General features: G+C 71.6%; 21 protein-coding genes. 14 read left to right on the plus strand and 7 right to left on the minus strand.

Translation table 11 applies throughout. The features are described from left to right. Nucleotides 1-76 precede the first annotated feature (76 nt). Nucleotides 77-1,987: an anthranilate synthase family protein gene (locus O7605_RS30330; protein ID WP_269742389.1), complete on the plus strand. Its 1,911-nt coding sequence runs from the start codon at nt 77-79 to the stop codon at nt 1,985-1,987. 90 nt (nt 1,988-2,077) lie between these two features. Here the strand turns inward: O7605_RS30330 and wrbA are convergent, their stop codons facing one another. Further along, entirely contained in the window at nt 2,078-2,695 is a 618-nt protein-coding gene (gene wrbA, locus O7605_RS30335; RefSeq protein ID WP_269742390.1) for an NAD(P)H:quinone oxidoreductase, read from the minus strand. Between the two features lie 148 nt (nt 2,696-2,843). Here wrbA and O7605_RS30340 point away from each other — a divergent pair, with 148 nt between their 5' ends. From O7605_RS30340 to O7605_RS30370, 7 genes are all read left to right on the plus strand, one after another. Next, nucleotides 2,844-3,683, plus strand: coding sequence for an ABC transporter ATP-binding protein (locus O7605_RS30340; RefSeq protein WP_269742391.1), 840 nt, complete (start codon nt 2,844-2,846; stop codon nt 3,681-3,683). Further along, the gene (locus O7605_RS30345) at nt 3,680-4,513 is read left to right on the plus strand and encodes an ABC transporter permease (RefSeq protein ID WP_269742392.1); all 834 of its coding nucleotides are present in this window, start codon (nt 3,680-3,682) and stop codon (nt 4,511-4,513) included. The genes O7605_RS30340 and O7605_RS30345 overlap by 4 nt, the downstream gene beginning before the upstream one ends. Continuing rightward, a complete protein-coding gene (locus O7605_RS30350; protein ID WP_269742393.1) occupies nt 4,471-5,691 on the plus strand; it encodes a sensor histidine kinase in 1,221 nt (406 codons plus the stop codon). Before O7605_RS30345 ends, O7605_RS30350 begins: the two co-directional genes overlap by 43 nt. Continuing rightward, nucleotides 5,691-6,308, plus strand: a complete 618-nt coding sequence (locus O7605_RS30355) for a response regulator (protein ID WP_269742394.1) — start codon at nt 5,691-5,693, stop codon at nt 6,306-6,308. Before O7605_RS30350 ends, O7605_RS30355 begins: the two co-directional genes overlap by 1 nt. Nucleotides 6,309-6,373: 65 nt before the next feature. Next, nucleotides 6,374-6,862 (plus strand): GNAT family N-acetyltransferase, encoded by a 489-nt coding sequence (locus O7605_RS30360; protein ID WP_269742395.1) that lies wholly within the window; start codon nt 6,374-6,376, stop codon nt 6,860-6,862. 38 nt (nt 6,863-6,900) lie between these two features. Next, the gene (locus O7605_RS30365; protein WP_443084015.1) at nt 6,901-7,488 is read left to right on the plus strand and encodes an HAD family hydrolase; all 588 of its coding nucleotides are present in this window, start codon (nt 6,901-6,903) and stop codon (nt 7,486-7,488) included. Nucleotides 7,489-7,802: 314 nt separating this feature from the next. Continuing rightward, a complete protein-coding gene (locus O7605_RS30370) occupies nt 7,803-8,873 on the plus strand; it encodes a winged helix DNA-binding domain-containing protein (protein ID WP_269742783.1) in 1,071 nt (356 codons plus the stop codon). Here the strand turns inward: O7605_RS30370 and O7605_RS30375 are convergent. From O7605_RS30375 to O7605_RS30385, 3 genes are all read right to left on the minus strand, one after another. Next, entirely contained in the window at nt 8,857-9,261 is a 405-nt protein-coding gene (locus O7605_RS30375) for a hypothetical protein (RefSeq protein WP_269742397.1), read from the minus strand. The genes O7605_RS30370 and O7605_RS30375 overlap by 17 nt on opposite strands. An 88-nt stretch (nt 9,262-9,349) precedes the next feature. Then, nucleotides 9,350-10,219 carry an alpha/beta fold hydrolase gene (locus tag O7605_RS30380; RefSeq protein ID WP_269742398.1) on the minus strand — a complete coding sequence of 290 codons (870 nt, stop codon included), beginning with the start codon at nt 10,217-10,219 and terminating at the stop codon, nt 9,350-9,352. Then, entirely contained in the window at nt 10,216-10,719 is a 504-nt protein-coding gene (locus O7605_RS30385; protein ID WP_269742399.1) for a hypothetical protein, read from the minus strand. The genes O7605_RS30380 and O7605_RS30385 overlap by 4 nt, the downstream gene beginning before the upstream one ends. Before the next feature lie 92 nt (nt 10,720-10,811). Here O7605_RS30385 and O7605_RS30390 point away from each other — a divergent pair, with 92 nt between their 5' ends. The 3 genes from O7605_RS30390 (at nt 10,812) to O7605_RS30400 (ending at nt 13,725) form a co-directional block, all read left to right on the plus strand. Then, nucleotides 10,812-11,405, plus strand: a complete 594-nt coding sequence (locus tag O7605_RS30390; protein WP_269742400.1) for a TetR/AcrR family transcriptional regulator — start codon at nt 10,812-10,814, stop codon at nt 11,403-11,405. A gap of 267 nt (nt 11,406-11,672) precedes the next feature. Continuing rightward, nucleotides 11,673-12,680 carry a reductase gene (locus tag O7605_RS30395; RefSeq protein ID WP_269742401.1) on the plus strand — a complete coding sequence of 336 codons (1,008 nt, stop codon included), beginning with the start codon at nt 11,673-11,675 and terminating at the stop codon, nt 12,678-12,680. Nucleotides 12,681-12,882: 202 nt separating this feature from the next. Continuing rightward, the gene (locus O7605_RS30400) at nt 12,883-13,725 is read left to right on the plus strand and encodes a transposase family protein (RefSeq protein WP_269738927.1); all 843 of its coding nucleotides are present in this window, start codon (nt 12,883-12,885) and stop codon (nt 13,723-13,725) included. A gap of 211 nt (nt 13,726-13,936) precedes the next feature. On the opposite strand, the gene O7605_RS30405 is transcribed toward O7605_RS30400, so the two are convergent. Then, the gene (locus O7605_RS30405) at nt 13,937-14,128 is read right to left on the minus strand and encodes a DUF397 domain-containing protein (RefSeq protein ID WP_269742402.1); all 192 of its coding nucleotides are present in this window, start codon (nt 14,126-14,128) and stop codon (nt 13,937-13,939) included. After that, entirely contained in the window at nt 14,119-14,919 is an 801-nt protein-coding gene (locus O7605_RS30410; RefSeq protein ID WP_269742403.1) for a helix-turn-helix domain-containing protein, read from the minus strand. Before O7605_RS30410 ends, O7605_RS30405 begins: the two co-directional genes overlap by 10 nt. A 310-nt stretch (nt 14,920-15,229) precedes the next feature. Between O7605_RS30410 and O7605_RS30415 the strand changes: the two genes are divergently transcribed. From O7605_RS30415 to O7605_RS30425, 3 genes are all read left to right on the plus strand, one after another. Beyond that, complete coding sequence (locus O7605_RS30415) at nt 15,230-15,529, plus strand: hypothetical protein (RefSeq protein WP_269742404.1); 300 nt, start codon at nt 15,230-15,232, stop codon at nt 15,527-15,529. Next, nucleotides 15,526-15,780 carry a flavin reductase gene (locus O7605_RS30420; RefSeq protein WP_269742405.1) on the plus strand — a complete coding sequence of 85 codons (255 nt, stop codon included), beginning with the start codon at nt 15,526-15,528 and terminating at the stop codon, nt 15,778-15,780. Before O7605_RS30415 ends, O7605_RS30420 begins: the two co-directional genes overlap by 4 nt. 113 nt (nt 15,781-15,893) lie before the next feature. After that, a complete protein-coding gene (locus O7605_RS30425; protein WP_269742406.1) occupies nt 15,894-16,952 on the plus strand; it encodes a hypothetical protein in 1,059 nt (352 codons plus the stop codon). A gap of 19 nt (nt 16,953-16,971) precedes the next feature. Here the strand turns inward: O7605_RS30425 and O7605_RS30430 are convergent, their stop codons facing one another. Continuing rightward, entirely contained in the window at nt 16,972-17,730 is a 759-nt protein-coding gene (locus O7605_RS30430; protein WP_269742407.1) for an IclR family transcriptional regulator, read from the minus strand. Nucleotides 17,731-17,758: the final 28 nt, after the last annotated feature.

The following is a 17,758-nucleotide window of genomic DNA, read 5'->3' on the forward strand; positions in this document are numbered from 1 at the left end:
CCGACGAGGCGGCCGCCGGTCATGTCCCGGTCCCCGGGGCCGCCCCCGACAGCGGTCGCCCGGCCCGAGGAGACCGATGCACCAGCTGACCGACCTGCTCACCACGCTCGCCGCCGGCCTCGACCCCGGCCCGTTCGCGCTGTTACGCCGCGACGGCGCCGAGCATCTCGACCTGTTCACCGGCACCGTGACGACCGTCGACCGGCTCGCCGACATCCCCCTGCCCGCCGCCACCGCCGGCCCGCAGACACTGGCCCTGGTGCCGTACCGGCAGATCGCCGAGCGGGGCTTCGCCTGTGTCGACGACGGGGTGCCGCTGGAATGCCTCCGCATCGACCACCACCACCGGCTGCCGTTGGCCGGTGTGCTGGACGCGCTGCCGACCGAGCCCGTCCGCACCACCGGCGCCGCCTTCGACACCAGTGACGACGAGTACGCCGCCACCGTGGCCCGGGTGCTGGCCGACGAGATCGGCCACGGCGAGGGCGCCAACTTCGTCATCCACCGCACCCTGCGCGCCCAGGTGCGGGGCGCCCCGCTGACCGCCGCGCTGGCCGCGCTGCGTTCCCTGCTGACCCGCGAGCGCGGGGCGTACTGGACGTTCGTGGTGCACACCGGAGCGCGCACCCTGGTCGGCGCCAGCCCGGAACGGCACGTCAGCGTCGACGACGGTCTGGTGATGATGAACCCGATCAGCGGCACCTTCCGGCACACCGGTGCCGCCGCCGACCGGGCCGCGCTGCTGCGCTTCCTCGCCGACACCAAGGAGACCGAAGAGCTGTACATGGTCCTCGACGAGGAGTTGAAGATGATGGCCACCGTCGCCGAGCGGGGCGGGCAGGTCGTCGGGCCGTACCTGAAGGAGATGTCGCACCTGGCGCACACCGAGTACCTGCTGGCCGGACGGGGCACGAAGGACGTCCGTGAGGTGCTGCGGGAGACGATGTTCGCGCCGACGGTGACCGGCAGCCCGATGGAGAACGCCTGCCGGGTGATCGCCCGACACGAACGCACCGGGCGTCGCTACTACTCCGGGGTGCTGGCCCTGCTCGGCCACGACGAGACGGGCCGGCAGAGCCTCGACGCGCCCATCCTGATCCGTACCGCCGAGATCTCCCCCACCGGTGAGCTGCGGGTACCGGTCGGTGCGACGCTGGTGCGCCACTCCACCGCCGCCGCCGAGGTCGCGGAGACCCACGCCAAGGCCGCCGGTGTGCTGGCCGCCCTCGGTCTCGGCCCGCAGGCGCCGGCCGGGCCGCACCCCACGCTCCGTCTCGCCGACGACCCGCAGGTACGCGCCGCCCTCGCCGCCCGCAACGCCCCGCTGGCCCGGTTCTGGCTGGACCAGCGGCCACCGGGAGCGCTGGCCCTGCCCGCCCTGGCCGGCCGCCGGGCCCTGATCGTCGACGGGGAGGACACCTTCACCGGGATGCTGGCCCATCAGCTCGGCGCCCTCGGCCTGTCGGTGACCGTCCGGCCTTGGCACGACGAGCAGCCGGTCGGCGCGTACGACCTGGTGGTGGTCGGTCCGGGCCCGGGTGACCCGAACGGTGACACGGAGAAGATGACCAGGCTGCGTGCCCTGCTCACCCGGTTGCTGGACGCCGGACACCCGACGCTCGCCGTCTGTCTCGGTCACCAGCTCCTCGCCGGTCTGCTCGGGTTGCCGGTGCACCGCCGCGACGCGCCCTACCAGGGGCTGCAACGCACGGTCACCCTGTTCGGCACGCCCCGCCGGGTCGGCTTCTACGCCACCTTCACCGCCCGCGCCGCCACCGACCACCACGACGGCCCGTACGGACCGGTGGCACTTGCCCGTGACGAGGCCGACGGTGCGGTGCACGCCCTGCGCGGGCGCGGCTTCGCCGGGGTGCAGTTCCACCCCGAGTCGGTGCTCAGCCCGGACGGGCTGGCGGTCCTGACCGACCTGCTGCGCGATCTGCTGCCGGCGCCGGCCGGTGAGTTGTCCCCGGCGGCGCAGGCATAGCCGGATCGATCCGGGGTAGCGCTGTGAACAGCCGGCGGTCCGGGCGGGTCTGAGAGCCCCCGCCCGGACCGCCGGTCCTGCTGTCCCGACCTAGCCGGCGAGGCCCTGCTTGAGCGCGGCACCGATGCGCACCGCCCGCTTCGCGGTCAGCGCGGTCGCCTCCAGCGCGATGTGGTCGGGCGCGGTCTCGCCGTTGTTGCTGGTGTGCGAGGCGCCGTACGGGTTGCCGGCGGTGAACTGGCTCGGCTCGGTGTACCCGGGGGTGACCACGATCCCGCCCCAGTGGTAGAAGACGTGGAACAGCGACAGCAGCGTCGACTCCTGCCCGCCGTGCTCGGTGGCGGTGGAGGTGAAGCCGGAGTAGACCTTGTTCGCCAGCGCCCCCTGGGCCCACAGCGGGCCGGTGGTGTCGATGAACTGCTTGAGCTGGGCGGCGATCAGGCCGTAGCGGGTCGGCGAACCGAAGATCACCACGTCCGCCCAGCTGAGGTCGTCCGGCTGTGCCTCCTCCACGTTCTGGGTCTCCAACCGGTGCGCCTGCCATCCCGAGTTGGAGCGGATCGCCTCGTCCGGCGCCAGCTCGCGCACCTTGCGCAGCCGAACCTCCGCGCCCGCCTCACCGGCGGCCTCCGCCGCCGCCTGCGCCATCTGGTAGGTGATGCCGGTCGCGCTGTAGTAGATCACCGCCACCTTGACCTGTGCCGCCATCGCTCGTCCTTCCTCATCGGGATCAGCTCCGGCGACTACCCGATGTTTGCGGCGACAAACATCGGTCGGTGTCCACCGGTCGACGGACACCGCCGTTCCGTCCACCGGTCGTCCCGTCCGCCACCCCAGCCGGCAGACGATCGGAACCATGAGCGACACCCCCACCGTCCGCGTACGCGGACTCCGTAAGACCTACGGCGACACCGTCGCCGTCGCCGGCCTCGACCTTGACGTCGCCGCCGGCGAGGTGGTGGCCCTGCTCGGCCCCAACGGGGCGGGCAAGACCACCACAATCGAGATCCTGGAGGGCCACCGGGACCGCGACGCCGGTGAGGTGAGCGTGCTCGGTCACGATCCGGGTCGCGCCGACCTGGACTGGCGGGCCCGCATCGGCATCGTCACCCAGGACAGCGGCGACCTCGGCGAGTTGACCGTCCGGGAATCGGTACGCCACTTCGCCCGCTACTACCCCCGCCCCCGCGATCCAGCAGAGGTCATCGAACTGGTCGGCCTCACCCCGAAGGCCACCGCCCGGGTACGGACTCTCTCCGGGGGCCAGCGCCGTCGTCTCGACGTCGCCCTCGGCATCGTCGGCCGCCCCCGGCTGCTCTTCCTCGACGAACCGACGACCGGCTTCGACACGCAGGCCCGCCGCCGATTCTGGGACCTGATCCGGCACTTGTCCGGTGCCGGAGGCTGCACGATCCTGCTGAGCACCCACTACCTCCAGGAGGCCGAGGCGCTGGCCGACCGGGTCGCCGTCATCACCGGCGGCCGGATCGTCGCCGACGCGACCCCGGCCGCCCTCGTCGGGCAGGCCTCCGCACGCACCGTCGTGCGATGGGCCGACGGCCGGCAGGAGACCGACGACCCGGCCGCGCTCATCGCGACGCTCACCGCCCGGTACGGCGGTGCCGTGCCGGGGCTGACGGTCAGTCGCCCGAGCCTGGAAGACGTCTACCTCGACCTGCTCGGAGGCGGCTCATGACCACCACCGTCCGACCCCGCAAACCGCAGCGTCCGTCGGCGGTGCGGCTCGGCCTGCACCGCGCGACGATCGAGCTGAAGGGCTTCCTCCGGGAACGAGACGCCGTGGCGTTCACGTTCGCCATGCCGGCGGGGATCCTCGCCCTGCTCGGCTCCATCTTCGACGGGGTCTACCCCGGCAGCGACGTGACCTCCGCGCAGTACCTGGCGCCCAGCATGATCGCCGCGGGGGTCGCCTCGACGACCTTCATCAACCTGGGCACCGGCATCGCCGCCGACCGGGACGACGGCACCCTGCGCCGGCTGCGTGGCGCGCCGATGCCCCCGTCGGCGTACTTCATCGGCAAGATCCTGATGGCCCTGGTGGTCACCGTCGGCGAGGCGGTCGTGCTGCTCGGCATCGCCGTGCTCGCCTTCGACCTGTCCCTGCCCACCGCCCCGGTCCGCTGGGTCACCTTCGGCTGGGTGTTCCTGCTCGGGGCCACGGCCTGCGCCCTGACCGGCATCGCCGCGAGCAGCCTCGCCGGCTCGGCCCGCAGCGCCGGTGCCGTGATGAACCTGCCCTACCTGGTGCTGGCCTTCATCTCGGGGGTGTTCTACACCCCCGTCGGTCAACTGCCCGAGCCGCTGCTCACGGTCGGCTCACTGTTCCCGCTCAGGTGGATGGCGCAGGGCTTCCGATCGGTGTTCCTGCCCGACAGCATCCTCGCGCAGGAGGTCGTACCCTCCTGGGAACACGGCCGGATCGCGCTCGTGCTGGCCGCCTGGTGCGTCGGAGGGATGGTGCTGTGCCTGACCACCTTCCGCTGGCGGGGTCGACGCTCCCGGTGACCGCGCCGGCACCCGTCCCGGACTCGTGGAGCGGACGGTACCGGCTCTGGGACAGCTACTTCGCGCTGGCGGGCGCCGGCGTAGCTGTGGTCGTGACCGCCGACACGTGGTGGTCGCCGGCGACCCGCGTCGGCTGCCTCGCGCTGTTCCTCGCCCTGGCCTGCTGGTACCTCGGCTTCGGCCGAAGGCTGATGCGGGAATCCATCGAGGACTGGCGGGGCTACCTCTACCTCGCCGGAGTGGCCCTGCTCTACGTGCCGGCGGTGCTGCTCAACGGCAACGCGTCGTTCCTGTTGTTCGTGCTCTGTCCGCAGATGTTCATGGTGCTGCCGGCCGTGCCGGCGGTGCTCGCGGTGGTGCTGTTCAACTCGGTGCACATCGTCGTCCTGGCCACCCGCCTACCGGACCTGGGCGACCTCGTCGCGCCGCTGCTGGTCGCGGTGATTGTCGTGTTCGTCGTCTGCGTCCTGGGCGTGTGGTCGCAGCGCACCGTCTACGAGAGCGCCCGACGTGCCTACCTGATCGCCCAGCTGGAGCGGACCAGGGCCGAGCTGGCCGAGCTGTCTCACCAGGCAGGCATCGCCGCCGAGCGCCAACGACTCGCCGCCGACATTCACGACACCGTCGCCCAGGGCCTGTCCAGCGTGGTGATGCTCGTCCAGGCCGCCGAGGCCGACCTGGACGGCGCCCCGGACCGGGCCCGTCAGCACCTGGCGCTGGCCCGGCAGACGGCCCGGGAGAACCTGGTCGACGTGCGGACACTCGTGGCCGCGTTGACGCCCGCGCAGCTCGCCGGCGCGCCGTTGGAGCGGGCCCTGCACCGGCTGGCGGAGCGGTTCAGCCAGCAGACCGGCGTACCGACGAACTGCGTGGTCTCCGGCACCGGCCCGGCGTCGCGCACGGATCTGGAGGTGGTGCTGCTCCGCGCGGCACAGGAGGCGCTGGCCAACGTCCGCCGGCACGCCGACGCCCGGGCGGTCGCCGTCCTGCTGTGCCACGACGACGGGCGGATCGCCCTGGAGATCGCCGACGACGGCACCGGCTTCGACGTCGATGCCGCCACCGACGGCTACGGCCTGGCCGGGCTGCGGGCCCGCGTCGAGCAGGCCGGCGGCTCGCTCGTCGTACGCTCCGCACCCGGCGCCGGGACCACCGTCCGGGTGGAGGTGCCCTACTGATGATCACTGTTTTGCTGGTGGACGACCATCCCGTGGTCCGGGCCGGTGTGGCCGGCATGCTGGCCGGCGCGCAGGACATCACGATCGTCGGTGAAGCCGGCGACGCGGTCGAGGCGGTGACCTGGGTGCGCCACCGCCGACCCGACGTGGTGCTGATGGATCTGCGGCTGCCCGGCGGTGACGGGGTCGAGGCCACCATCCGGATCCTCGCCGAGTCACCACGGACCCGGGTGGTGGTGCTCACCACCTACGAGACGGACACGGACATCCTGCGCGCCGTCGAGGCCGGTGCGGCCGGCTATCTGCTCAAGGACGTCGCGCGGGCCGACCTGATCACCGCCGTCCGCACCGCGGCGCGCGGCGGCACCGTCCTCGCTCCGTCGGTGGCCACCCGGCTGCTGCACCAGGTCCGCCGGCCGGCCCGCGGCGCCCTGTCCCCTCGGGAGGTGCAGGTGCTGCGCCTGGTGGCCCAGGGCTTGTCGAACGCCGAGATCGGTCGCGAACTGCACATCAGTGAGGCGACCGTGAAGACCCATCTGCTGCGTACCTTCAACAAGCTCGACGTCTCCGACCGCACCGCCGCGGTCACCACCGCGATGGCCGCCGGCCTCCTGTGAACCGTGCCCCGGCGGGCGGATTTCCGGTGGCCGGCAGCGGCGGCGGGGTGGCAGGCTGTCCGGCGATGGAGATCAGGATCGCGACCACCGACGACTGGCCCGGCATCTGGCCCTTCCTGCGCGAGATCGTCGCCGCGGGTGAGACGTACACCTGGCCCCGGGACGTCGACGAGGCACAGGCCCGGCAGATGTGGCTGGTGCCCCCGCCCGGGCGCACCGTGGTCGCCGTCGGCACCGACGGCACGGTCCTCGGCTCGGCGAAGCTGACCCCCAACCAGCTCGGCCCCGGGGCGCACGTCGCCAACGCCAGTTTCATGGTCGCCCCGGCGGCGGCCGGGCGCGGCGTCGGGCGGGCCCTCGGCGAGTACGTGCTGAACCTGGCCCGCGCCGACGGCTACCGGGCGATGCAGTTCAACGCGGTGGTGGCGGTCAACACCCGTGCGGTGGCGCTGTGGCGGTCGCTCGGCTTCGAGGTGGTGGGGCGGATCCCGGAGGGCTTCCGACACTCCACCGAGGGCTACGTCGACCTGCTGGTGATGCACCGGCGGCTCTGAGCGGCGCGCCGGCCGTCGCCGGATAGCCTGGGCCGGTGATGCTGCCCCTGCCGATCGGCGAGTTCCAGGCGTACCTGTTCGACTGCGACGGCACGATCGTCGACTCGATGCCCCAGCACTACACCGCGTGGCGCGACACCCTCGACCGGTGGGGTTGTGCCTTCCCCGAGGACCTCTTCTACGCCTGGGCCGGGCGACCGAGCGCTGACATCGTCGTCGCCCTGAACGAACAGCACGGCCTGGACATGCCGGTGGAGACGGTCGTCGCCCACCGCGAGACCCGTTTCCAGCAGCTGCTGCCCACCGCCACCGGTATCCCCGGGGTGCTCCGGCACATCGACGACGCGCACGGCCGCATCCCGTTCGCCGTGGTCTCCGGCAGCACCCGGGAGGCGGTCACCGCCTCACTCGACGCGCTGGGCATCCTCGACCGATTCGACGTGCTGGTCTGCGCGGGCGACTACGCCCGTCCCAAGCCCGACCCGGAGCCGTTCCTGCGCGCCGCCGAACTGCTCGGCGTACCGCCGACGTCCTGCCTGGTCTTCGAGGACGCGGACCTGGGCATCGAGGCGGCGACCGCGGCGGGCATGGCCGCCGTGCGGGTGCCGCCGCCGCGCCGGGGCTGACCGCGCGGCTTGCTCAAGATATCCGCAAGTTGCGTGGTTCACAGTTCTCGGACAGGTAGGAAAACGTCATCCTGATGACACCGGTGCCGGCGATCCGCGTCGCCGCCCCGCACCGGTCGACCTGAACGGGGGATCGCGCTCCGCCACCAATGATGTTGGCGTAGCGCGATCAGGGGAGCCGCCCGGCCACCGGGCAGGTCGTGTTGTCGGTGCCCGCACCTATGCTGCCGTCGACCACCGAGTGGAAGGCGGCCGACGTCGTGGCAGCTCCCGGCACGATCGCGCTGAGCGGCTCCGAGGCCCTCGCGCTGCGGATGACCAGCCTGTTGCTGCGCCCCCATCCCAGCGTCGCCGCGCCGACGACGGTGGCCGACGTGGTGGAGTGGTTCGGCGCCATGCAGGCACAGGACCTGGCCAGCGGCATGTGGTCGCTCGGCGTACGGCTGCCCGGGTTCACCCAGGCCGAGGTGCACGCCGCGTTGGAGCGCCGCGAGGCCCTGCGGACCTGGCCGATGCGCGGCACCATCCACCTGGTGCCGGCCCGCGACGCCCGCTGGCAGTTGGAGCTGACCGGCGTACGCGCGCTCGCCGGTGCGGCCAAGCGACGCGAGTTCCTCGGGCTGTCGGAAGCGGAGGCGGACCGCGCGGCCGACGTGCTGGGCGAGGCCCTCGCCGGCGGCGGCCGGCTGACCCGCGCCGAGTGCGTGGCCACGCTCGTCGCGGCCGGCATCGACGGCGCCGGCCAGCGCGGCTACCACCTGCTGTGGTACGCGGCCCAGCGCGGCGTCACCTGCATCGCCCCCAACGTCGGCACCGAACAGACCTTCGCCCTGCTCGACGAGTGGGCGCCCGGCCAGCGCCAGCTCGACCGCGACGAGGCGCTGGCCACCCTGGCGCTGCGCTACTTCCGCGGCCACGGTCCCACCACCCGGCAGGACTTCGCCGGCTGGACCGGCCTGACCGCCGCCGACGCCAAACGCGGCATCGCCGCCGCCGGTGCCGACCTGACCACCGTGCTCGTCGACGGCGCCGAGGCGGTGCTGCACACGCCGCTGCTGGACGCGCCCCGCGCCGCGGTGGACGACGTGCTGACCCTGCCCGGCTTCGACGAGTACCTGCTCGGCTACAAGGACCGCGCGCTGATGCTCGACCCGGAGCACAAGCAAGCCATCATTCCCGGCGGCAACGGGGTCTTCCAGGCCACCGTCGTGGTCGGCGGCCGGGTGGTCGGCACCTGGAAACGCAGCCTGGCCAAGACCCGCGTCACCCTGACCGTGCACCCGCTGGTCGACCTCGATCCGGCCCACCGCGAGCAGGTCGAGCAGGCGCTGCACCGGTACGCCGACTTCCTCGGTCTGCCACCCCGGATCACCTGGAACGACTGAACCCGGCACCGACCACGGCGAACAGGCTGGCGAGCCCCGCCAACACCGCGACCGGCCCGCCCGGCCCGAGCGACGGGCGGACCGCGGGGACGACCGGGCCGAGGAACACCTCGGCGTAGCCGGCCATGACGACGACGGCGGCCACGATCGTGACGACACCGAGCCCACCGGCCACCAGCGGCAGCCACCCTCGACGGCCCGGCCCGACGAGCGTCCACGCGGTGACCACGTTGAGCAGCACGGCCGCGCCGACATACCAGGCCCATCCGGGGAACTCGGTGAGGCGTACGGCCCGGTCGCCGTACCAGGCCCAGGGCAGGCCGACGGCCGCGACGAGGGCTCCTGCCGCGCCAGCGACCGCAGTGGCCCGAACGACGACCTTCGACATCACGTCCTCCCACCACGTCTGCTGGCCGTTACCCGGACCATGGCACGGGTCCGCAACCGGCAGGCGACCTCCAGGTCGGCACCGCCCTTCAGGACGTCAGGTCGGCGGTCAGGAAGTCGCGCACCGTGTCGGAAATGGTCGGCCAGTCGGCGGCGAACTCGTAGAAGTGATGATCGGCCTGGCTCTCGATCAGGTCGGCTCGGGGTATCCCGGCGACCAGAGCCTCGGCGTGCGCGAACGGCACCGCACCATCGCGGCGGCTGGCGATCACCAGGGCCGGTTGGGTGACCTGCCCGGTGAGGTCATCCCGGGGGCGCAGGTCGTTGCGGAACCCGGCGCCGGAACGCATCCGGGAGAAGAGCCAGACCAGTCGCGTACGCTGCGCCGGGGTCAGCCCGGCCAGCACCTGGTCCGCCGGAGGGGTGGCCAGGCCGGCGAGCAGTTGCCGTAAGCCCCGGTCCGGCGCACGGCGCAGCAGTGACCGCATCCCGCCCCACGTCACGCCCTCGGTCCGGGGCGAGAACATCAGCCCCGCTAGGAGGCGGGTACGGCGGTCCGGATAGGGCAGCGGCCCCAACGCGCCCTGCAGAATCAGCCGCTCCACCAGGTCCGGATGACGGGCCGCGAAGGCCACCGCGGTCGGTCCGCCCGCGGAGATGCCGACCGCCGCCGTGACCCGCTCGAAGCCCAACTGCCGACACAGTTCGGCGGTCACGTCGGCGAAGCCGGGCACGGTCGTGCCGGTGGTGACAGGAGTACGGCCGTACCCCGGACGCGACGGCGCCAGCACGGAGATGTCCGCGTCGGCGTAGACCCGCTCGTCCAAGGTCAGACCGGCGCGCATGTGACCACCGTGAAACACCACGACGACCGCGGCCCCGCGCTGGTCCAACCGATACTCCACCGGGCCGGCGGACAGGGTCACGGTGGTCGTCGGCCGCTCCATCATGGAGGTCATCGGGTCGACACCCCGCTGCGGACCTCGCCCGCCGCGATCCGGGACGCCGCCGTGCGCAGAACACCGGGCACGAGCCGGCGATGCAGGACCGACAGCGGAGGCCAGACCAGGCGTGCCAGCCAGCGGTCGTAGCGTAGGAATGTTCCGAGAGCCACGCTGTCACCGCTTGCCTGGACGACCAGGTTGGCGGCCAGGAACCACGAGGCGGCCTCGAGTCGGATCCATTCCACACCCTGCTCGCCGGTCTGCCAGCCGGCTACGGTGTTCGCCGATGCGGTCCGGCTGAGCCGCAGGCCCAGCAGGCCCCGCCACAGAAACAGTTCGATGGCGTCGGGCGTGTCACCGAACATCACCCGAGCCCACCGTTCGGCCGTTGCGGCGACGTCGGTCGGCAGCACGAAGTGGTCGGCGTAGTCGATCCGGGACAGGGAGCTGAGGGTACGCACCGACGCGGGCACACGTTCGGTCCCGACGGTGCTGGCGGTGCCGCCTACGGTCATGGTGACAGCTCCATTCCTAATATACGGTGGCGTATATAGCTACGGTAGCGGATGTATACGGTGGTGTACACAACGGAACGAGGTGAGACGCAGTGGCTGTCACCCGCACGCCCCGCGACCGGTGGATCGAGGAGGGCCTGCTGGTCTTGGCCGAGGGCGGCCCGGACGCCGTCCGGGTCGAGGTGCTCGCGAAGCGGCTCGGCGTCACCAAGGGCGGCTTCTACGGCTTCTTCGACGACCGTGAGGCGCTGCTACGCGCGATGCTCGACGTGTGGCAGCGCGAGAGCACGGACGAGGTGATCGCGCGCGTCCAACGTGAGGGGGGCGACCCGCGCAGCCAGATCCAGCGGGCCGGCGTGCTCACGTTCTCAAGTAGCCGGTTGCTGCCGATCGACCTCGCGATCCGCGCCTGGGCGCGGCGCGATGAGGTGGTCGCCGAGCGGCTGCGCGCGGTGGACAACCGGCGGATGGCGCTGCTGCGCCAGATGATCGGCACCTTCTGTTCAGACCCGGAAGAGATCGAGGCCCGCGCCCTGCTCGCCTTCTGCATGGCGATCGGCGTGCACTTCCTGGCCGCCGATCACGAGCAGCGCACCCGACGTGCGGTGACACAGCGTGCGGTCGACCTGTTGTTCGATCGCGCGCCCCGACCAGCAGCGGCCGAAACAGCGACACGCGAGCGCTGATATCCCCGGCGCGAGGCCGTGTGCGTTGCGGACGGTTGCGCACAGCGCTGTGCCACGTCGGCATCTCGCGCGGCCAGAAAAGCCCCCAGCCCACAAGGGACGGGCACTCCTACGCGGGTCCGGGTCAGGTCCGACCAGGGACCCGGGCGACGAACGCCCGCCATGCGGACAAGCGAAGCTCAACGCCGGGCCGCGCCGTCGGACTCGTGTTCTGCCTCCGGCAGAGTCCATTGGCTATGTCGCGCCGCCGCTGCTTGGCTGGGCGGCATGGAGATACTGGTGCTGGGCGGGACGGCATGGCTGGGGCGGGAGGTGGCCCGGCAGGCCGTCGGACGGGGACACGGTGTCACCTGCCTGGCCCGTGGCGAGAGCGGCGCGGTGCCGGACGGTGCGACCCTGGTCGCTGCGGACCGGAGCGACCCTGCGGCGTACGGCGCGTTGCGTGGCCGCGACTGGGACGCCGTCATCGAGGTGTCGTGGCAGCCCGGCTTCGTCCGGCAGGCCCTGCACGCGCTTGGCGACCGGGCCCGGCACTGGTGCTACGTCTCGTCGGTCAGCGCCTACGCCAGCCACGACACACCCGGCGCCGACGAGTCGGCGGCGACCCTCCCGGCGACGGTTCGGGACGTGGTCGACCGTGCCGAGTACGGCGAGGCGAAGGTGGCCTGCGAGCAGTTCTCCACGACCGAGGTGGGAGACCGGTTGCTGGTGGCCCGCGCCGGGTTGATCGGCGGCCCCGGCGACCACACCGATCGCTCCGGCTACTGGGTGGCGCGAGCCGCCCGCGCCCCCGAAGCGCCGATGCTGGTACCCCGTACCCCCGATCTGCCCACGCAGGTGGTGGACGTGCGCGATCTGGCCGCCTGGCTGCTGGACAGCGCCGCAGCCGGCACGGTCGGCACGTTCAACGCGGTCGGGCCGGTGATCCCTTTCGGCGAGTGGGTCGCGCTGTGCCGGGCCGTCGGCGGGCACACCGGACCGGTGGTCGACGTCGACGCCGGCTGGCTGGTGGCCCGCGGCGTGGCCCAGTACATGGGCCCGGAGTCGCTGCCGATGTGGCTGGTCGAGCCGGGCCACTCCGGCTGGTCGGCGCGCAGCGGTGCGGCGGCGGCCGCCGCCGGCCTACGCCACCGGCCGCGCCCGGACCTGCTGGCGGACACCCTAGCCTGGGAACGGGAGACCGGACTGCACCGCGACCGACGCGCCGGCCTGAGCGCCGGCCGAGAAGCCGAGCTGCTCGACGCCCTGCCCTTGCCCGACCGGCCGACGCCGTAACTGGCCGAGGATGCGCAACTTCGGGGAGCTTGTCTCATCCTGTTTGTGCTGGTGGGCGAGTCTTGACATGGGCATGGCAGGTGTTTGGTTGCAGGTCAGGGGCCGGATGATCTTTGTGGTGATCGTCTGACTCGGATTCCGCGGGAAGTCTGCGGCGTGGCGACCCGGGACATGAAGGAACCCTCGGCGAGGGTTGCTGGTCGTGACACACATCAATCCGCCCACCGAGGGCCACGAATTGGTCTACCAAGTCCGCCTGCCCGTGTCCAGTGACACTGTCGCGCTGGTGACCGAGGCGATACGCACCTACCGGCGGCAGGTGAAGTCCCGCTGGCGCAAACTATCCGACCTGCAGACCACCACGATCGTCCTGGCGGTACTGCGCCACGACCAGCGTCCCGCCGACCTCGCCGCCGCCCACGGGGTGTCCCACCACAGCGTCCGCCGCTGGGTCAGACAAGTCATCACCACCGTGGCGCGGATGGCGCCACGTCTGGACCGTGTCCTGGCGGCCGCCGCCCGCACCTACCACGAACAGCCACTCCTGCTCGACGGCACCTGCGTGCCCGTGCACGCACCCGCCGACAAGGCCAAAGAACGACGCCACTGGTGCCTGAAACACAAAGTCCACCACCTACGCGTGATGACCCTGACCGACCAACACGGCCGACTCCTCTGGCTCTCCGCGGCCACCCCCGCACGACTCCACGAAGCCACCCACGCCAAACGCCTGCACCTGCCCGCCCGCCTGCGCCACCATCACCTCGCGATCATCTGCGACCGCATCCACACCCGCCTCGACGACCAACCCACCACCAACCCCACCGTCCTCGTCGGCCGCCGCGCCTGCCGCAACCACAAACTCACCCCCGCCGAGAAAACCGCCAACACCCTGCTCGCCCGCGAACGCGTCGCCAACGAACACGCCCACGCCCACCTCAAGAACTGGCGCATCCTCACCCGACTACGCCACGGCTGGCACCACCACGCCACCACCCTGCTCCGCGCCCTACTCGTCCTCACCAACACCGAAATCAACCGCTGACCCAGACAAACGATCACCACAAAGATCAACTAACCCATGGCCTGCGACCAAACACCTCACACCACCACGTCAAGCCCCCACCACCAGCACAAACAGGATGAGACAAGCTCGGGGATGTTGCTGCCCCGGCGCGTCCTGAGGCAGCAGTACCCCCGAAGTTGTCGGCGGCCCGGCCCGGCACGTGAAGGACGGGCACTCTCGTGTGTCGGGGTCAGGCCCGATGGGTGAGCTGGGCGACGAACGCGCGCCATGCGGACGGGGCGAAGGTCAGCGCCGGACCGTTCGGGTTCTTCGAGTCGCGGACGCCGACGACACCGGGAAGATTGTCAGCAACCTCGACACAGTTGCCGCCGCTGGTGCCGCTACGCGTCGCCTTGCGCCACCGCGCGCCGTTCAGGTCCATTGGTTCGCCGCTTCCTTGATGAGGTTTAGGGACTGTCGCCGAGGAAGGGCCTCAGTCCGGACGCTCTCCCACCGCTGAAAGAGCGTATCGAGGTCGGCTGGTCGGTCCACCACATCACCGCCAAGCTGACTTTCGAGGTGCCCGATCCAGCTCCCGTCCGACATGTGTGCCAGGGAGAGCGGCCCGGACAACCCGGCGTGAAGGCCGACATCGGCCGGGATGACGTGGACGCTGATGTTGGGTCGCTCCGCGCAAGCTACAAGGTGCGAAAGCTGCCCGGCCATCATTTTCTCGCCCCCGTCGCCCACACGCCGGATTGCTCCCTCATCAACGACAACGACGAGTTGGGGTGGAGACTCCCGCGTGAGGATCGCCTGCCGTTCAAGTCGACCGGCGACCCGGCGATCCACCTCGTCATCGGTCAGGCGGGGGTCGAGCCGGAGGACGGCGTGAGCGTATGCCTCGCTCTGCAACAGGCCCGGGATCAGGTTGGGTTCGAAGTAGCGGAGTTGCGTGGCGCCGCGTTCGGCGTCGAGCCACGGCAGGAACCAGGACGGTGTGCCGAGCTTCATCGCCAGCCGCTCGAACAGGCCACCGGTGCTCAGCGCGCGGTCGGCGCCTCGGGCGAAGTCCAACGTCAACGCCCGAGTGCCACCCTCGACGGCGCTGACGTGGGAGGCGCTGAAGCCCGCGCCGCGACCGAATGCCTCCTGCGTCATGCCGGCCGCTCCCCGCGCCCGGCGGATCTCGCCCACGATGAAGGACGCCACCGGGTTTGGCGTGTCTCGCATTCAGGGCTCCTCACACTGAAGATCGACTAGCCATGTCGCCACCGGGTCAGCAGCCGTTTCGCCAGCTCAGCCCAGACGACGAAAGCACCTTCCGAGAGTAATGGCCGCCCTAGCAGAGTGTCACCAGCGGAACCGCGGACGTGGCACGGCCCGTCGGCGGGACCAGCACCGGGCCGCCCGACGGGCGAGCACTCTCGGGCGGCCCTCCCCCACTCTGTCGACTGAGGAGGCCCACGGTGCCCGTTCCGGAGCCCGCCACCGCCATATCCGCGTTCCGCCGGCCGGCCCGCCTTGATCGTCGCCATGTCGGGTGACGCGGGAGGACGGCACCCCTCGGGTCTCCCCCGGCGTGTACCTCCTGGACCGCGCGGCCTCCCCGCAGTTCGCCAGCCCGATCCTGGTGCGGGTGATCCGCGAGTTGCCCGACCGGCACCCGCCGCACGGGTGGACCTGGGTGGACTGCTATCAGCTCGACCGGCACGGCGACGCGACGGAGAAGCGGCAGTTGTTCGTGATGCCGCACGGCATGCGGCCGGTGAACGTGCCACCGGTCCCCTACGCCGCGCGTGGACGCCCGCCCCGCTCCCGCCCCACGCGGGCGGACGGGTGAGCACCGGCCCGCACGAGCATGTCGCGTCCCGTCCGACCTGGCGGTGCCGGGCCTGCGGGATCGCCTGGCCCTGTTCTCCCGCGAAGCTACGGCTGCTCGCCGAGTACCGGGAGAACCTGCCAGGCCTGATGGTCTATCTCGTGACGCTGCGCGAGGAGGCCGCCGAGCAGTTCGCCGCGGCGTGCGGCGGCGAGCCGCCCACCGACCTGCACCCGCGGTTCACCGACTGGGTGCCGGCCCGATCCAGGTAGGCCGCCCGCCCCGGTCCGCGCACTCCCCCGGTGCGGGCGCGGGGCGGGCTCTGCCGACGACCGGCGTTTTCGGTGATCGCCCGGTGGTGACCTGGCCTCGTACGCTTCGGGGCATGGCACGGCGATCGTCGATGGAGCTGCTGGCCCGGTCGGCCTGGGTGCGTCTGGCGCACGGCGTGCGGACGCGGACGCTTCCGGTCCTGCTGTTCTTCGCCGGACTGTCCGCCGTGATGCTCCTCCTGGCTCGCGGTGCCGCCGAGTACGGCCGCACGCTGGCGATGGAGTTGGGCGCCGAGTTCGTCGGTGCACTGGTGGTGATCTTCGCGCTCACCCCGATCGTCCGGCGCTCCCAGCAGGGCCGCGTCCGCGAACACCGCCACCTCGACTTCTCCTGGTACACCGACCGGGTGATGACCGCGACCAGGTCGGTGCGCGTCCTGCACACGTTCTCGCGGTTGTTCTCGCCGCCGTACAGCCAGCGATTCCTCGCCGCGGCGGCGGGTCTGATACGCCGGGGCGGCCGGGTCGAGGTCCTGCTGATGCACCCTGACTCGGTGGCCGCGGTGCTGCGGACGACCGAGTTGGCCGGACGCCGCGACGTGAGCCAGGAATCGCGCCGCAACCTGCAAACACTCGAAGCCTTTCGGCAGGGCCTTGACGAGACCTCCCGCGCACGCTTCGAGGTCCGGCTCTACACCGCCGCCGCATCGGTGCAGATGTACCAGTGGGACGACAAGTTGCTGGCGTCGTTCCTACCGCTGGGCAAGCTCTCCGGCGATCACTCGCAACTGGAGGTCTCCACGGTGTCGCCGCTCGGCAGCTTCGTCACCGAACGCGCCGACGAGCTGTGGGACGGTGGCGTGGCGCTCACCGAGTACTGGCTGACGGGTGTCACCCTCACCGACGAGGAGGGACGACGGCGGTACTCGTGCCGGTTTCTCGACATCGGCGACCGGCACTACCTGGCCGACGCTCGGGTGATCGCCCATCTTGCCCGCGCCCACAACGGCTCGGTCAGAGTGGAGCTGCGACGGTGCCCCGGGACGGTGCACGAGGTGGATGTGATCACCGACGGCGACCCGGACCTGGCGTTCGTACGGCAGCGATTCCTTGAGAAGTACGGCCATCCCGAGCACGTCTTCGCCCGCCTCAACCCGCTCCCGCCGGTCTGACCGGTACCGCGACGCTCGATCAGGCGGGTTCGGCGGTGTGGCCGAGTTCGCCGGAGATCTGGTTCGCGGTGTCGAGCAGCAGGGGAAGGCTCTCCTTGAGCTGGTCGAGGCTCGCGATGACCTCGATCGCGGTCATCGAGGCGGCGGCGATGACCCGTCCACGGGAGTCCCTGATCGGCGCGGCCACGCACATGACGTACGTGTCGTGTTCGCCGTTGTCGACGGCCCAACCCTGGTCGCGGATGCGGACGAGTTCGGCGTCGAGCGACTCGCGGTCGGCGTACGTGGTGGGGGTGAACCGTTCGAAGACGACGTGGGACAGGAGGCGGTCGCGTTCCGCCGTCGGCAGGTACGCCAGGATGGTCTTGCCCACGGCGCTCGCGTAGATCGAGACCGCGCGCCCGATCCGCGACGGTAGCTTGACCGCGTCGACGGCCGGGCTGTCGACCTTGTCGATATAGATGATCTCGTCGCCGGTCAACTGCGCCAGGTGCACGGTGTGGCCGGTCTTGCGCTGGAGCGTTCGCAGGGGCGCGGCGGCGAACTGGCGCAGGTCCATCGAGCCCAGCGCGAGTTCCGACAGTTCGATGATGCCGCTGCCGAGCACGTAGGTCCCGGCGCCGGTCCGGCGGACGAAACGCGCCGATTCGAGCGTCTGGAGGATCCGCAGGGCGGTGGACTTGTGGACCCCCAGGACGTCCGCCGCCTCGGTGAGGGACAGCGGATGTTCCGCGGCGCGACGGATCAGGTCGACCGCACGGCGAACCGATTGCGACACGGTGGCGTCTCCCTCCACGCGGCGACCC

The organism is Verrucosispora sp. WMMA2121 (genome assembly GCF_027460185.1).
GTDB classification, from domain to species: domain Bacteria; phylum Actinomycetota; class Actinomycetes; order Mycobacteriales; family Micromonosporaceae; genus Micromonospora; species Micromonospora palythoicola.

Excerpts from the sequence above, each read along its gene's own strand:
- O7605_RS30330 (WP_269742389.1), top strand. The coding sequence starts at position 77 with ATGCACCAGCTGACCGACCTGCTCACCACGCTCGCCGCCGGCCTCGAC.
- wrbA (WP_269742390.1), bottom strand. The coding sequence starts at position 2,695 with ATGGCGGCACAGGTCAAGGTGGCGGTGATCTACTACAGCGCGACCGGC.
- O7605_RS30340 (WP_269742391.1), top strand. The coding sequence starts at position 2,844 with ATGAGCGACACCCCCACCGTCCGCGTACGCGGACTCCGTAAGACCTAC.
- O7605_RS30345 (WP_269742392.1), top strand. The coding sequence starts at position 3,680 with ATGACCACCACCGTCCGACCCCGCAAACCGCAGCGTCCGTCGGCGGTG.
- O7605_RS30355 (WP_269742394.1), top strand. The coding sequence starts at position 5,691 with ATGATCACTGTTTTGCTGGTGGACGACCATCCCGTGGTCCGGGCCGGT.
- O7605_RS30360 (WP_269742395.1), top strand. The coding sequence starts at position 6,374 with ATGGAGATCAGGATCGCGACCACCGACGACTGGCCCGGCATCTGGCCC.
- O7605_RS30365 (WP_443084015.1), top strand. The coding sequence starts at position 6,901 with ATGCTGCCCCTGCCGATCGGCGAGTTCCAGGCGTACCTGTTCGACTGC.
- O7605_RS30370 (WP_269742783.1), top strand. The coding sequence starts at position 7,803 with ATGACCAGCCTGTTGCTGCGCCCCCATCCCAGCGTCGCCGCGCCGACG.
- O7605_RS30375 (WP_269742397.1), bottom strand. The coding sequence starts at position 9,261 with ATGTCGAAGGTCGTCGTTCGGGCCACTGCGGTCGCTGGCGCGGCAGGA.
- O7605_RS30380 (WP_269742398.1), bottom strand. The coding sequence starts at position 10,219 with ATGACCTCCATGATGGAGCGGCCGACGACCACCGTGACCCTGTCCGCC.
- O7605_RS30385 (WP_269742399.1), bottom strand. The coding sequence starts at position 10,719 with ATGACCGTAGGCGGCACCGCCAGCACCGTCGGGACCGAACGTGTGCCC.
- O7605_RS30395 (WP_269742401.1), top strand. The coding sequence starts at position 11,673 with ATGGAGATACTGGTGCTGGGCGGGACGGCATGGCTGGGGCGGGAGGTG.
- O7605_RS30405 (WP_269742402.1), bottom strand. The coding sequence starts at position 14,128 with ATGGACCTGAACGGCGCGCGGTGGCGCAAGGCGACGCGTAGCGGCACC.
- O7605_RS30410 (WP_269742403.1), bottom strand. The coding sequence starts at position 14,919 with ATGCGAGACACGCCAAACCCGGTGGCGTCCTTCATCGTGGGCGAGATC.
- O7605_RS30425 (WP_269742406.1), top strand. The coding sequence starts at position 15,894 with ATGGCACGGCGATCGTCGATGGAGCTGCTGGCCCGGTCGGCCTGGGTG.